We start from the raw sequence: 13,413 nt of genomic DNA, 5'->3' as shown, positions 1-13,413 counted from the left end.
CATGGATAAATAACAGCATGGATAAACAACAGCAGGCCCAGCAGCAACTGGCCCCGCTGCGCGAGCAGATTGATAGCCTCGACAGCCAGCTGGTGCAGTTACTGGCTGCCCGGGCGAAAGTCACTGCGCAGGTTGGCAAAGTAAAACAGCAATTTGCTTTGCCGGTATATGTACCCGAGCGTGAACAATTGTTGCTATCTGCCCGGCGCGAGCAGGCACTGTCACAGCAGGTGTCGCCTGAATTGGTTGAGGATGTGCTGCGCCGGATAATGCGTGAGTCTTACGCCACTCAGGAGAGTCATTTCGTCTGTTGCCGGCCGGGTGGTGGTAAAGTCGTGGTTGTTGGTGGTGCTGGCGCGCTGGGCCTGCGCTTTGTCAGTTTATTTCAACGCTCTGGTTATCAGGTGGTGGTGCTGGAGCAGACCGATTGGCCAGCTGCCGGTGAATTATGTGCTGAGGCTGCGCTGGTGCTGATAGCGGTGCCAATTACCCTGACTGTGCAGGTGATTAGCCAGTTACCGGCATTGCCGGATGATTGCGTGCTGGCCGATATTACCAGTATTAAGCAGCAGCCTCTGGCCGCGATGCTGGCAAAGCACAAGGGCCCGGTGGTTGGCTTGCACCCGATGTTTGGTCCCGATATTACCAATCTGGTAAAACAGGTTGTGGTGGTATGTGATGGCAGGGCAGAGCCAAAGTATCAGTGGCTGTTACAGCAACTGCGGGTATGGGGGGCTGAACTGGCCAGCCAGAGCGCCGCAGAGCACGACAAAGCAATGCAACTTATTCAGGCAATGCGCCACTTCTCATCCCTGGTATACGGCAGCCACCTGGCGGAAGAGCAAGCCGATTTAGCTCAGCTGTTACAGCTAAGCTCGCCAATATACCGGTTAGAGTTGGCCATGGTAGGGCGCTTATTCGCCCAAAATGCTGAGCTTTATGCCGATATTATGCTGTCATCAGCCGATGTCACCGCCTTGCTCGAGCGTTATCAACAGCGGTTTAGTGAGCTGTTGCAGTTATTAAAAAAGCAGGATAAAGCTGGCTTAATGGCCCAATTTGGCAAAGGCCAGCAATTTTTCGGCGAACTGGCAGAGCAGTTTTTACACGAGAGCAAACAATTGCTGCAAAAAGCGGCTGATAGCCGCAGTTAGCGTACTGCTCTGAAATTGGGGGGGTTACTCAGGCTGAGTCTGCCCCAAGTCATAGTAGTCGTATATCAATTGCCAGGCATGTTCCGGGGTGTCGGCAAACTGAATCAGCTGTAAATCCTGCGGGCTGATTAAGCCCTCTTCAGCCAGCATGTCGAAGTTAATCAGTCTTTGCCAAAACGCTTTATCGTACAGAATTACCGGCACCCGTTCGGCTTTTTTGGTTTGAATTAGAGTTAAGGTTTCAAACAACTCATCTAAAGTGCCAAAACCGCCGGGGAAGGCGACTAACGCCCGGGCGCGCTGTAAAAAATGCATTTTACGAATAGCAAAATAATGAAATTGAAAACAAAAGTGCGGGGTAATATAAGGGTTAGGGTGCTGCTCTTTGGGCAGTACAATATTCAAGCCGATACTTTCACCACCGGCTGCCATCGCGCCGCGGTTGGCTGCTTCCATTACGCCGGGGCCACCGCCACTGATAATCATTAGCGCGCTGTCCTGGTGTTTATTACTATGTTCGGTAACCAGCTGTGAAAATTGCTGCGAGGCAAGATAATAGCCACTGTTTTTCTGGTCGCGTTTTGCCAGTTTAACGGCCTGTTGCAACGCCTTGTCCTCTGGATGTTTTGCCAGACTCTGTTCGGCCCGCTGTAGATTTTTATCGGCCTGTTCAGGTGCCAGAAAACGAGCGCTGCCAAATACCACTATGGTAGCTTCAACGCCGTGCTGCTCCAGTACCAATTGCGGTTTCAGGTATTCCAGCTGCAGCCGGACATGGCGCAAATCGTCCTGCATTAAAAAATCATTGTCGGCAAAAGCCAGCTTGTAGGAGTCGTGATCCTGCAGTTTGGCAATCGCCGCTTGTGATTCTTCAGCTGAGGTGAAATGACGTTTATATAGCTTATGCGCGTCTGACATACCGGCTCCTGCAACGTGGTGTTTAGTGCAAACTAACAATATGTTTGATATAGACTAATCTTTTAGCAGTCAGGATGCGATATAAACTTAATTCGCTAATCACAGGGACAAGACTATGTCTGTAGCCAATTTAACCTTTTTAGGTGCTGCCGGTCAGGTTACCGGATCTTGCTATCTTATCGAGCATAATAAACAACAAATCCTGCTTGATTGCGGCATGACGCAGGGGGCAGATCAGGTACGGGAGTGGCATAAGTTCCGCTTTGCCTTTAAACCGAAAGACATTGATCTGGTTATACTTTCCCACGCACACATCGATCACAGTGGTTTGCTGCCATTGCTGGTTGCACGTGGCTTTAAAGGCAAAATTATCTGCACGCCGGGTACCGCTGAAATACTACCGGTATTGTTGAAAGATTCCGTCGGCTTGTATCTGAAAGATTTAGAGTGGCAGAACAAAAAAGCGGCCCGCGCTGGCAAGAAACAACATGATCCGGTGATGACTGTCGCCGATGCAGAGCGGGTTAGTGAACTGGTACAAACGCTGGTATATAAAAAACGATTTGTGCCACTGCCAGGGCTGGAGCTGGAGTTCGCTGATGCCGGCCATATTCTGGGCTCGGCTATTATTCAGTTATGGCTTAAAGGTAACCAGGCGATGCGTAAACTGGTGTTCTCGGGCGATTTAGGCAACCCGGCAACGGTGCTGATGCATGATCCGACTGAGATTGGTCAGGCAGATATTGTGCTGCTGGAAAGTACTTACGGCAACCGCAACCATCAGGAGCTGGATAACACGATAGAAGAGTTTGCCAGTGCGCTGGACCAGGCCTACAAAGATGGTGGCAACGTGTTTATTCCGGCCTTTGCGCTTGGGCGTTCCCAGGAAGTGCTGTATTACCTGGCTTTACTGCATCATCAGGGCCGGTTAAAGCAGCGGGCAATTTTTCTGGATAGCCCGATGGCGATTAGTATTACCAATATTTACAACGATTTTTTGCATGCACTTGATCAGGCTGATTTAGACAAAATTGGTGCCGGCCGTAGTTTGCAACAACTATTACCTATGCTGAAGCTAACCCCGAAAGTTGAAGATTCAATGGCAATTAACCGGGTAACGCATGGCGCTATTATTATTGCCGGCAGTGGCATGTGTAACGGTGGCCGGATTGTTCATCACTTTAAACATAACTTATGGAAAAATACCAATCATCTTATTTTTGTTGGCTTTCAGGCCAGGGGCACCTTAGGCCGGCGGCTGGTTGATGGTGAAAAGCGGGTTAAAATGTTTGGTCAGGACATTGTGGTCAAAGCAAAGGTGCATACCATTGGTGGTTTTTCCGCCCATGCCGGCCAGAGTGAACTATTAGCCTGGGCCAAAGCAATTGGTGGTCAACCGCAGTTTTATCTGGTGCATGGCGAGCCTGAAGCTCAGCAGGTGTTGCAGCAGGAATTAGCAGCTTTCGGTGTTAACGCAGTGATCCCGGCTAAAGGTGACAGCATTAAGTTGTAACCAGATATTATTGGCCATTGGCAAATGGCTGTCAGCGGTTACAATGCTGTAAACACGTTAATTAAGGACAGCCATGAAACGACTAACTTTTACTGCTTTGCTGCTTAGCTTTGGACTAGATGCTGCGCCGGCAGATCTGCAACAACACGTATCAGACCTGTGGCAGCAACAGGATTTTGCTGCAGCCAAAGAATTTTTAGCTGATAAAGTAAACCGTAAGACCAAAGATGCCTGGTTGCTGGCAGCTTTAGGGCGCAGCGAACTTGAGCTTGGTCAGGTCGAAAATGCTGAGGAGTTGCTGGCCAGGGCGATAAAAATTGAAGCGGATAATGCCCGTTATCAGTTCTGGTTTGGCCGGGCAAGCTGTGACAGTGCCCAGCAAGCAAGTATGTTCAGTGCTCTGGGGTATGCCAAGCGCTGTCGCAAGGCATTTGAACAAGCGGTTGCACTGGCTCCAGCAGATACTGGTTATCTGAATGCGTTGGGAAAATTTTATGCTCAGGCGCCTGGTATTGCTGGTGGTGACAAAGAACAGGCACTGGCTATTGCCGCCAGACTGGAACAGCAAAACCCGCTGCAAGGCCAGCTATTAAAGCTGGAAATATTATTCAGCGAAGAGGATAAAACAGCGGCAGAGCAGTTCATCGCAAACAGTGAGCTGTTGCAAAACCGACCGGAGCCATACTTTATGCGGGGTATTCAGCTGGCGCAAAGTCGGGACTATCCGGCAGCTATGGCAGAGTTTCTTAAAGCCAGCAAGCAGGATGCTTCTGACGAAGAAGGCCAGCGTAACCGCTTGCTGGCATTGTATCAGCTCGGCCGGGCCAGTGTGCTTGGGAAAACTGATTATCAGCAGGGCGTTAATGCGCTGACTGAGTTTCTGGCCGATGGCAGCATGACCGATTTTAATGAATGGGCGCAATTCCGGTTAAGCCAGCTTTATCTTGCTCTGGAGCAGCAGCAAAAAGCAGAGGAGCTTTTAACACCACTGCTGGCAACGACCCGCGATGATAAGCTGAAGTCTGAGATTAAAAAAATACTCTGAAATACAAGGGCTACATTGATGGAGTTGAACTAATGGTTGCAAAGCTTGGCGGAATTCACCATGTGGCAATAATTTGCAGTGATTATCCGCGCAGTAAAGCTTTTTACACTAAATTACTGGGGTTAAAAATTATTGCGGAAAACTACCGGCCAGAGCGTGAGTCGTGGAAGCTTGACTTGCAACTGGCCGATGGTAGCCAACTGGAATTGTTCAGCTTCCCAAACCCGCCGGCCCGACCCAGCAAGCCAGAAGCGCAGGGCTTGCGCCACCTGGCGTTTAACGTAGCGAACCTGGCCGATTATATTGCTTATTTAACGGCGAATGGTATCAGCGTGGAACCGGTACGAACTGACGAGTTTACCGGTAAAGCATTTACCTTTTTTCAGGACCCGGATGGCCTGCCCTTAGAGTTATATCAGCAATAGCATAGGAGATAACATGGCAATACAACTTATTCCGCTTATTAAAGTGCTCGGGCCTTATCTGACCACCATTGCCACTACCGCTATACCGGCATTTACTGCAAAGCCTGCTGAAACCAAAACCGATCCGGTACAGGCTCAGCAAATCAGTGAGCTGCAGCAGGCAGTTACCAAAAATGCCCAGTCATTGCACACGCTTGCTGAACAACTGCAAAAAGTGATTGAACTGGCAGAACAAGCATCGGCAGAGGCTGAACGTCAGATCACAACTTATAAGTTATTGGTTATCGGCAGCACTATTGTATCTGTTGCCGCCATCGCGCTGGCGACATACAGCCTTACTACCTGACATGCCGAACGGCTAGCTGGCGCTGACCTGAGTGGGTTCAATATCTTCGCTGGGGTAACAACCCAATACCTTGACGAATTTGGTGATATTATTCAGCTCCTCCAGTGCGCGGGTCATGGCGTAGTCTGCCAGATTAGCAAAAACATCCACGTAGAACATTTCTTCCCATGGGTTACCCGGAATGGGCCGTGACTCCAGCTTCGCCATGCTGATACCGTGTTGTTTAAGTACCAGTAAGGCTTCAACTAATGCACCCGGTTGCTGGCCGGTATACATGATAAAGGTGGTTTTCGCGGGTATCGCTTTGGCCACGGCAACGGGTTTTCGGGCGACTACAATAAAGCGGCTGACATTATCTTTCTGATTGGCTAAATCACGGGCGAGTACTTGCAGGCCGTAAAGCTGACCACCTTCCTCACCGCCAATAGCGATCACCGTGGGGTCTTGCAATGCTTTTACTTTGGTAAAGGCCGCAGATGAACTGTCGCAATAATCAATTTTGACATTTGATAACCCCAGCAGATACTGGCTGCACTGGGCAATAACCTGAGGGTGAGCACAAACCTGCCGCACCTTGCTAAGCTCAGCGCCTGCCACGCCCAGTAAACAGTGGGCGATAGGGTGGGTAAGCTCACCGACAATGGATAGCCGGGTATGTTGTAATAAATCGAACACCTCGTTAATTGAGCCTGAAGAGGTATTTTCAATCGGTAACAGCGCGTAATCAGCATGACCGGTTTCTACCGACTGCACGATCTCGTTAAAACTGTCGCAACCAAGTTCAATAATCCGCTCCGCCCGGCGGGTGAAATACTTCTGGGTCGCCCAGTAGCTGTATGAACCCTGGCCGCCGAGGAACGCGACCCTCACGCTGGGGCCATTTTCGCCGTTTAGTTGTCCCTGTACCTTAGCTTGTTGCTGCAGCACCGAGTCTTCAATAATTACGTGGTAGATACGCGTAACATATTGAGCATCGATGCCCAGTGCTTTGCCCTGGGTGATCAGTGAAACCAGTAACTCCTGCTCACGTTTTTGATCACGAATGGGTTTGTTCTGGCTTAGTTTTGCTTCAGCCACTTTAAGCGCCAGTTCGCGGCGTTTTGCCAGCAATTGCAACAATTGCTGATCGGTACTACTAATAGCCTGGCGAATATCGTCAAGTTCCATGATGTTTCCTTTTATCGGGCTGCTGGCAGCAAAGTAATCAATAGCTAAAATTTTCAGGCAAAAAAAAACCTCCCGTTGAAGGGAGGTTTCTTGCCAGTTGTGCACGCACGGCCAGCTACCTCCCCTAAGGGGTGGTAAAGCTAAAAAAACCGAGAGCGCGTTTTAATGTTTTCATAACCAGCACCATAATCCGTCTGGATGGCCAAAGTCAAGCAGCGGGTACTAACCTTAACTGATATTTTTTCGGACCGGGTAAAAAGGGCAGTGCCACTTCGTTTAACCAGTACTGATGATCAGCCCGGTAAAATGGTGACAACGGGTGGCCCGACTGGCCAGCAGGGATGGTTAGTATACCATCCTGCTCCTGCCCGGGAGCGACCACCATTCGCTGCGACTGACCAAAGGAAGGCAGTTGAACCCGCGGCATATGGCGATCCCCGGCAAACTCAGAAGCCGGCATATTTAACCAGTCACCAATGATGGGAATTGCACTGCTCAGCGGATGGCGGATTTTTGCCTGATTTTGTTTACCCCAGCGGCTGTCGTGCAGGCTGCCGTGTTGCTGTTCCAGTTGCTGTTTGCTGACAAGTACTGCTTGCAACAATAGCTGTGACCAGTCAGTGAATCCCGGTGGCAGGGTATCCGGCCGGCGGGCCTGCAACATTGCCCAGGCCGGCGTTTCCAGTGAGTATTTTAAATAAGCGCTGCGGCTACCGTGCTGTTCCAGCAACACAGATAAAGGCTCAAACATAAATTCAATTGTTTGCTGACGGAATTGCTGTACCAGGGTATAGCCAATATCATCACTTTGGGCATAACGGCCACTTTGACTGAGTAGTAAGCGGTACTCTGTCAGCTGGTGTTCGGCAGTCACGTCAGGTGTCAGAATGTCCAATAGTAGTTGCTGCCAACGCTGTAAAAACAGTGCCCGGTTATCGAGCTGAATTTGATGCAGTGCCTGTTCATCAAGCTGGCCCTGATTTAATAAACTGTCACGTATTTGCTGGCCGCGGGCGCCCAAATCATAGCCACCGTTACCCAGTAAGCGGTAAGCTTCGCCACCGACACTGCGGGCATTGGCTGTCCACAGCACACCTGACGGAGGATTATAAATCTGCGGATAGTTCTCAGCACTCAGATTTGCGGACCAGAAATTGCTACCATCGCTCCAGTCCTGGGCGGTATCCCAGTCATTAACCTGCCGTCCGGGCAGTGGCCCCAGCGGCGTCCAGCCAATATTGCCTTCTTTATCAGCGACCAATAAATTCTGGGTGGGAATCCCGGTAATTGCGCCAAGCGCCAGCGCCTGTCTGGTATTTTGCCGGGTTTCTAATCTAAGCAAATTAAAGTTAACGGCATTGCTGTCATAGGCTACCCAGCGCAGCGCAAAAGTACTATCACCATAATTAATAACGGGCCCCCACTGCGTTTCCTGTAATTGCAAAGAGTAATCTTTCGACCCTTTAACTTTTATTGTTTCATAATAGTGCTGCAGGGGTTGCCAGCCTTCTGCTGTCAAATAGGTTTTGCCATCCTCAGATAACTGCAGCTTAATTAAGTCATGCCAGTCTGCGGTGCTGTTAGTAAAACCCCAGGCAATATGACCATTGCTGCCCACTACAATAGCCGGTGCGCCAGCCAGGCTAAGTCCCGTTACCTGTTGCCAGTCGTTACCATTGCGCCAGTTCAGTTGCACCTTATACCAAGTGCCGGGCGCTCTGATTGTTAAATGCATATCATTAGCTACTATGGCACGGCCATGGCTGGTAAGCCGGCCCATTACGGCCATGTTGTTGCTACCTAAATCTGCGCTGTCTTTAGGGGGGCATGAACTGCATGAGCCAGCAGTGCGCAATTGTTCCGGATACGGGCTATCCGGTAAACTTACCGGTGTGACTTGTGAATCATCAATAGCAGCCTGCCAGTCGCTGCTATGTTGTTGCAAAAAGCTGAACCAGTCGCCTGGTATCGATTCGCGTAAAATGGTCATGGCGTACTCATCCCTGCCCATTTTTCCCTGTAGTTCCAGATACATATTGTAGATAACCAGTATAGAGTCGGTTTCCTGCCAAAGATCAGGTTCGCTGCCCAGTAAGGTATATTCAAAAGGCGCAGTACTAAGCGATGCCAGGCCATCGTTCACCCCCCTGCTGTATGCACTCAGTAGTTGCAGATCATCCGCTGAGAATGTTGTCAGAGCTGATGCGGCGCGCTCGGCAAAGCGGTGGCGCCGCCTTTCAATGTCGGTAGCCAGGGCCCGTTCGCCAAAAAGTTCAGCCAGGGTGCCGGCCGCACTTCGCCGGGCCAGATCCATCTGGAAAAAGCGCTCCTGAGCATGAGCAAATCCCATACCATAGGCTGCATCAGGACGATCTGCGGCGGTAATGCTCAGGTAGCCCCTTGCATCACGATCAAGATTAACGGGGTTGGCAACGGCCGCCGGGTATTCGCCCTGATATTGCGGCAAGCTCAGCCGAAGCCAGAAATAACCCACTGCTGTTGCTCCAACAACCACCAGCACGCTTATCAGCAGCAGCCATTTCATTCCTTTCATCATCTTGATCCGCTATCATAAAATCAAAAAAGTCAGCATAGCAGGAGCAAACCAGATGACGCAAAAAATTAAAGTATGGGATGGTGCTGTCCGGTTTTTTCATTGGGTAATGGTGCTGTTGGTCGCCGGTCTGTGGTTTAGCGGTACTGAGGGCTACATTGTACTGCATCAATTAATGGCATACAGCCTGGCAGCGCTGCTGATTGCCCGGATAGGCTGGGGCATCTGGGGTAGCCAGAGCGCCAGGTTCAGTCAGTTTGCTGCCTCACCCAAAGCTGCGATAGGCTACCTGCGTAATACAAAACCTGTGGCAGGCCATAATCCGGCGTCTTCATATATGATATTTACCTTACTGGCGTTGCTGATGCTGCAAATAGTCAGTGGCCTTGCCACCTTTGACAACAGTTATATGAATGACGGCCCGCTGGTGGCTTTATTGCCAGGGAGCTGGGTAGACCTTGCCTCTGCTGTTCATACCGTTAATATCGATATTATTTTGATTTTGGTAACGGTACATATTGGTTTTGCGCTTTGGCACAGCTGGCGTTATGACAATGTAATTAAAACCATGATTACCGGTAACGCTGAGCTAAATAGTGTGGCTCAGCCAGAGTTACGCTCCAGCTGGCGGTTCTTCTTAATGCTGGCGGCATTATTGCTGTTAATGTACTACTGGCAGGGGCGGGTGCTATTGGCGCTGCTTTAACGGCAGCGCTCTGGCATTATAGCCGGGTGGACTTATTCTTTATAGTTGTCGTGGCAGGCTTTGCAATTGCGGGCAAAGTTGCCAAACGCCTTGCGTAATTCATTCTGGTCGCCTGTTTGGGCAGCCGCCTGTAAAGTGCTGGCATCAGCCGCCAGTTTCTCGCCACGCTCAAGAAAGTCGGCCAGGTTTTGCCAGATATCGGCTTTAGCATCTCCACCGCCCTGCTCAGTGCCGGCAACCTGAAACGCTTCCCACGGTAAAGTCGTTACCATCACTAATGCATCAGCGCGTTTTTGTACCCGCTTGGCATCAAAGGGGACCTCACCTTTTATCATTTCGTTAATGTCCGCCATGTTGTGCCTGATAAGCTGAAATGCCGCTTGTCGATACTTAACAGCGTCAGCGGCATCAGTAAAGGCAGTAGCCGCCGTTAATGGTGCGGAAATAACAAGAGCGGCAACGCCGGCAAACAGGGCTTTTTTCATTTGTTCATTCTCTTTTGTTGGTTTTGCGTGCAATAATGATAAGGTAACTACAATAGCACTAAGCTAGTGTCTGTTGTACCAGACTGAATTTACTATAACAATAGCAAGGTCGCTTCATTGAAGGATGTAAACACGAAACCAACAGGGATGAATTCACTGGGACTTAAATTCTCAGTCGTTGCGTTTATTGCCATAACAATGGCAGGGTTGGTGTTTGCCTATGCGGTACTTTGGCTGCAGGAACAGGCACTTGCTGAACAGCAACTGGCCGCAGTGCAGCGCACTGCAAAGAACTATGCCCGTCAGCTGGACGCGCAGCTGGATGAAAAAGAAAAAACGGCTATCCTGGCCAGTCAGGTCATTAGCCGCTACCTGGCGGAGCAACCCCGAGCTCGCAATAATATTCCGCGTCCTGACTCCGATAACCGGGTAGTTCAACAGGACAATTTCTCGGCGGCAGTTATCCCGGCGGCCAATCTTATCGGCAACAGTTCTGTCTTGTTCAGTCACAGTCAGCTGTTGTGGCAGCAATTATCGCCTTTAATGCTGCAAAAGTTTTCTGCTTTTTATTTTGTTACTGATCAGCAGTTTATCCGGGTTGCTCCGGCTGACTTGGTAAAACAAGTGGCACCGCAACATGATTTAACCGCTGACGTTTATTTCCGCGAAGCGACACCCCAGAATAATCCGGCCAAACTGCCCCGCTGGACACCAGCCTATTATCATCCTCTCTGGCAGGAATGGGTAATGAGTGTGGTCGTGCCGGTTTATATTAAAGAGCAGTTTATCGGAGTCAGTGTTGCTGATATCCCATTAAGTGAAGTAACCCGGAATATCAGCAGTATTGGTTACTGGAGCCGCCATACTCAGACTTTGTTATTCGATGCGGCCGGTAACATCATAACCGCGCCGGCTGCTGATTCTAATAAAACCGTTGCCGCAAATACACTTTTAACCGGCGAAGCAATTCGTGATATCGCGCTGCGGCCGCACATAGCAAAAGCGTTACAACCCTCAGTAGCCGATCAAACTGGTACAACGGACAACGAAAAATATTTGTTTGCAGCAACTGCCCTGAAGCACCAAAACTGGCAGGTCGCCGTTTATCAGGACAAAGACGCGGTAATGGCATCATTAAGTCAGTTCCGCGGCCATCTGGTTATCATATTTATTGCGGTTGCTATCGCACTGGCGGCGCTGCTGCACCTGGTTAGCTATCAGTTTGTACTAAAGCGCTTAAACCGGTTATCTGCTGCCGTGGTAAAGCTTAGCCGTGGCGATATTCAGCAAGTAAAGCTAGACAACCAAAAAGATGAGATAGGCATGTTAAACCGGGCGTTTACCGGTATGTCTGCAGAAATTTCGCAACTGGTTACCGGCTTAAATGCCCGGATAGCGGAGAAAGAGCAGGCAGAGCGGGCAGCACGCAAATTAAGCAAAGCCGTATCATTTTCCAGCTCGGGTATTTTGTTGACTGATCCACATTTAAATATTGAATATCTTAATCCGTTTCTTACGGAACTACTGGGTTGTGATGAGCGCAGTGTGGTAGATCAGCCACTTAATATGTTGCTGGCAGATGAAATGGAGCAGCTGAGTATTGAAATCACTCAGACGTTGCATGAGCGTCAGCATTGGCGGGGTGATATTTTACTGCAACACCAGAAATTACCAGCTAAACAATTCTGGGTATCGCTTGCCGTTGCGCCGATCCGTGATGACATTGGTACTTTACTTAATTATGTTTGTGCCATGCAGGATATTTCATTTATTAAACAAAGCCAGAAGCAAATGGAGCACCTGGCATATTATGATATTTTAACCGGACTGGCCAACCGCAGTTATTTCCGCGACCAGCTGCGTAAAGCTATTGCTATGTCGCATCGGGGCTATTACAACTTTGCGCTGCTGTATTTTGATCTGGATGAGTTTAAGCGGATTAATGACACCCTTGGTCATGACGCAGGCGATGAGTTGCTAAAAGAAGTCGCCAGGCGTCTGACTGCACGCTTAAGGGAGGAAGATACTATTGCCCGCTTAGGAGGCGATGAATTTGCCGTTATTTTAAGTGGCATAAAAGATCGTCATCAGGCTTCAACGATTGCCGCCAATCTGCAGCAGGCATTTCATGAGCCGGTTAAGTTAGGTAATCATGATGTGGCAATAAGTGCCAGTATTGGCATAACTGTGGCACCGGAAGATGCGTCAGAAGAAGAGCTGCTGCTGAAACATGCTGACCTGGCAATGTATGAAGCCAAAGCGCGTGGCAAAAATACCTTCCATTTTTTCAGTCAGGACTTAAATGATGCTGCCAATGAACGGCTGCAAATTGAAAATCAATTACGCGAAGCGATCCGTCAAAACCAGTTTTTACTGTATTTCCAACCAAAAATGGATATTCGCACTGAAACCATCACCGGTTACGAAACCCTGATCCGCTGGCTGCGGCCGGACAATACATTGGTGCCGCCGGTAAAATTTATTCCGGTAGCAGAAAGCACCGGGCTGATTGTCCAGATAGGCGAATGGATTATCTGGGAGGCCTGTCGCTTTCTGGCCCGCCAGCAGAGCCGTGGGTATGATGTCAGTTTGTCAATCAACCTGTCTGTGCGGCAGTTTAATGATCAGGATTTGCCGCTGATTGTTGAGCGCGTATTAAAGCGAACCGGGGTGAAGCCCCGGGCGGTGATATTCGAAATTACTGAAAGTATGCTGATGGGTGACACCGATGCGGCTATTAACCAGTTAAATCAGTTAAAGCGCCTCGGTGTCTCTTTATCTATCGACGACTTTGGTACAGGCTATTCATCGTTAAGTTATCTGAAACGTTTTCCGGTTGATGAACTTAAAATAGACCGGTCTTTCGTTAAAGATATCCCGGAGGATCGCAACGACATGGATATTGTTGCTGCTATTATCGCCATGGCCCAGAAAATGAATCTGCGTGTGGTGGCAGAAGGGGTAGAAACCGCCCAACAGGTAGAATTCCTGCGTAACAATGGATGCTTTGAAGTACAGGGCTACTTTTACAGCATGCCATTACCTGAGCAGGAGCTTAGCCAGCTGAATTACACGGTTAACAGCTAAAATATAATAAAAT

General features: G+C 49.5%; 11 protein-coding genes. 7 read left to right on the top strand and 4 right to left on the bottom strand.

Annotated features, from left to right (window positions below):
- Window positions 1-17: 17 nt before the first annotated feature.
- Window positions 18-1,154 (top strand): bifunctional chorismate mutase/prephenate dehydrogenase, encoded by a 1,137-nt coding sequence (tyrA, locus tag KQY15_RS07090; protein ID WP_217668481.1) that lies wholly within the window; start codon window positions 18-20, stop codon window positions 1,152-1,154.
- Between the two features lie 24 nt (window positions 1,155-1,178).
- Here tyrA and KQY15_RS07085 read toward each other — a convergent pair whose 3' ends face one another.
- On the bottom strand, window positions 1,179-2,072 hold the full coding sequence (locus tag KQY15_RS07085; protein WP_217668480.1) for an LOG family protein: 894 nt from the start codon (window positions 2,070-2,072) through the stop codon (window positions 1,179-1,181).
- Window positions 2,073-2,187: 115 nt separating this feature from the next.
- Here KQY15_RS07085 and KQY15_RS07080 point away from each other — a divergent pair, with 115 nt between their 5' ends.
- The 4 genes from KQY15_RS07080 to KQY15_RS07065 all read left to right on the top strand — a co-directional run bounded on the left by KQY15_RS07080 (window position 2,188) and on the right by KQY15_RS07065 (window position 5,401).
- Entirely contained in the window at window positions 2,188-3,585 is a 1,398-nt protein-coding gene (locus KQY15_RS07080; RefSeq protein ID WP_217668479.1) for an MBL fold metallo-hydrolase RNA specificity domain-containing protein, read from the top strand.
- A 73-nt stretch (window positions 3,586-3,658) separates the two neighbouring features.
- Complete coding sequence (locus tag KQY15_RS07075) at window positions 3,659-4,630, top strand: tetratricopeptide repeat protein (RefSeq protein WP_217668478.1); 972 nt, start codon at window positions 3,659-3,661, stop codon at window positions 4,628-4,630.
- A gap of 32 nt (window positions 4,631-4,662) precedes the next feature.
- On the top strand, window positions 4,663-5,055 hold the full coding sequence (gene gloA2 / locus KQY15_RS07070) for an SMU1112c/YaeR family gloxylase I-like metalloprotein (RefSeq protein WP_217668477.1): 393 nt from the start codon (window positions 4,663-4,665) through the stop codon (window positions 5,053-5,055).
- A 13-nt stretch (window positions 5,056-5,068) separates the two neighbouring features.
- Window positions 5,069-5,401, top strand: a complete 333-nt coding sequence (locus KQY15_RS07065; protein ID WP_217668476.1) for a hypothetical protein — start codon at window positions 5,069-5,071, stop codon at window positions 5,399-5,401.
- A gap of 12 nt (window positions 5,402-5,413) precedes the next feature.
- Here the strand turns inward: KQY15_RS07065 and KQY15_RS07060 are convergent, their stop codons facing one another.
- Together KQY15_RS07060 and KQY15_RS07055 are read right to left on the bottom strand one after the other, a co-directional pair.
- Entirely contained in the window at window positions 5,414-6,568 is a 1,155-nt protein-coding gene (locus tag KQY15_RS07060) for a chorismate mutase (RefSeq protein WP_217668475.1), read from the bottom strand.
- 208 nt (window positions 6,569-6,776) lie between these two features.
- On the bottom strand, window positions 6,777-9,125 hold the full coding sequence (locus KQY15_RS07055) for a penicillin acylase family protein (RefSeq protein WP_217668474.1): 2,349 nt from the start codon (window positions 9,123-9,125) through the stop codon (window positions 6,777-6,779).
- A 52-nt stretch (window positions 9,126-9,177) separates the two neighbouring features.
- Between KQY15_RS07055 and KQY15_RS07050 the strand changes: the two genes are divergently transcribed.
- Window positions 9,178-9,828 carry a cytochrome b/b6 domain-containing protein gene (locus tag KQY15_RS07050; RefSeq protein WP_217668473.1) on the top strand — a complete coding sequence of 217 codons (651 nt, stop codon included), beginning with the start codon at window positions 9,178-9,180 and terminating at the stop codon, window positions 9,826-9,828.
- Window positions 9,829-9,860: 32 nt separating this feature from the next.
- Here KQY15_RS07050 and KQY15_RS07045 read toward each other — a convergent pair whose 3' ends face one another.
- Window positions 9,861-10,313, bottom strand: coding sequence for a c-type cytochrome (locus KQY15_RS07045; protein WP_217668472.1), 453 nt, complete (start codon window positions 10,311-10,313; stop codon window positions 9,861-9,863).
- Window positions 10,314-10,460: 147 nt separating this feature from the next.
- Between KQY15_RS07045 and KQY15_RS07040 the strand changes: the two genes are divergently transcribed.
- Window positions 10,461-13,400 (top strand): bifunctional diguanylate cyclase/phosphodiesterase, encoded by a 2,940-nt coding sequence (locus KQY15_RS07040; protein WP_254795488.1) that lies wholly within the window; start codon window positions 10,461-10,463, stop codon window positions 13,398-13,400.
- The last annotated feature ends 13 nt before the right edge of the window (window positions 13,401-13,413 follow it).

This window comes from Arsukibacterium indicum (assembly GCF_019100565.1).
Lineage (GTDB): Bacteria > Pseudomonadota > Gammaproteobacteria > Enterobacterales > Alteromonadaceae > Alishewanella > Alishewanella indicum.
Note: the sequence above shows the minus strand (reverse complement) of the source record. Positions and strands in the feature narration are given on the sequence as shown.

What these genes read in the sequence shown, in the direction of transcription:
- KQY15_RS07040 (WP_254795488.1), top strand. Translation starts at nt 10,461, where the DNA reads ATGAATTCACTGGGACTTAAATTCTCAGTCGTTGCGTTTATTGCCATA.
- KQY15_RS07075 (WP_217668478.1), top strand. Translation starts at nt 3,659, where the DNA reads ATGAAACGACTAACTTTTACTGCTTTGCTGCTTAGCTTTGGACTAGAT.
- KQY15_RS07080 (WP_217668479.1), top strand. Translation starts at nt 2,188, where the DNA reads ATGTCTGTAGCCAATTTAACCTTTTTAGGTGCTGCCGGTCAGGTTACC.
- KQY15_RS07045 (WP_217668472.1), bottom strand. Translation starts at nt 10,313, where the DNA reads ATGAAAAAAGCCCTGTTTGCCGGCGTTGCCGCTCTTGTTATTTCCGCA.
- KQY15_RS07050 (WP_217668473.1), top strand. Translation starts at nt 9,178, where the DNA reads ATGACGCAAAAAATTAAAGTATGGGATGGTGCTGTCCGGTTTTTTCAT.
- tyrA (WP_217668481.1), top strand. Translation starts at nt 18, where the DNA reads ATGGATAAACAACAGCAGGCCCAGCAGCAACTGGCCCCGCTGCGCGAG.
- gloA2 (WP_217668477.1), top strand. Translation starts at nt 4,663, where the DNA reads ATGGTTGCAAAGCTTGGCGGAATTCACCATGTGGCAATAATTTGCAGT.
- KQY15_RS07060 (WP_217668475.1), bottom strand. Translation starts at nt 6,568, where the DNA reads ATGGAACTTGACGATATTCGCCAGGCTATTAGTAGTACCGATCAGCAA.
- KQY15_RS07065 (WP_217668476.1), top strand. Translation starts at nt 5,069, where the DNA reads ATGGCAATACAACTTATTCCGCTTATTAAAGTGCTCGGGCCTTATCTG.
- KQY15_RS07085 (WP_217668480.1), bottom strand. Translation starts at nt 2,072, where the DNA reads ATGTCAGACGCGCATAAGCTATATAAACGTCATTTCACCTCAGCTGAA.
- KQY15_RS07055 (WP_217668474.1), bottom strand. Translation starts at nt 9,125, where the DNA reads ATGATGAAAGGAATGAAATGGCTGCTGCTGATAAGCGTGCTGGTGGTT.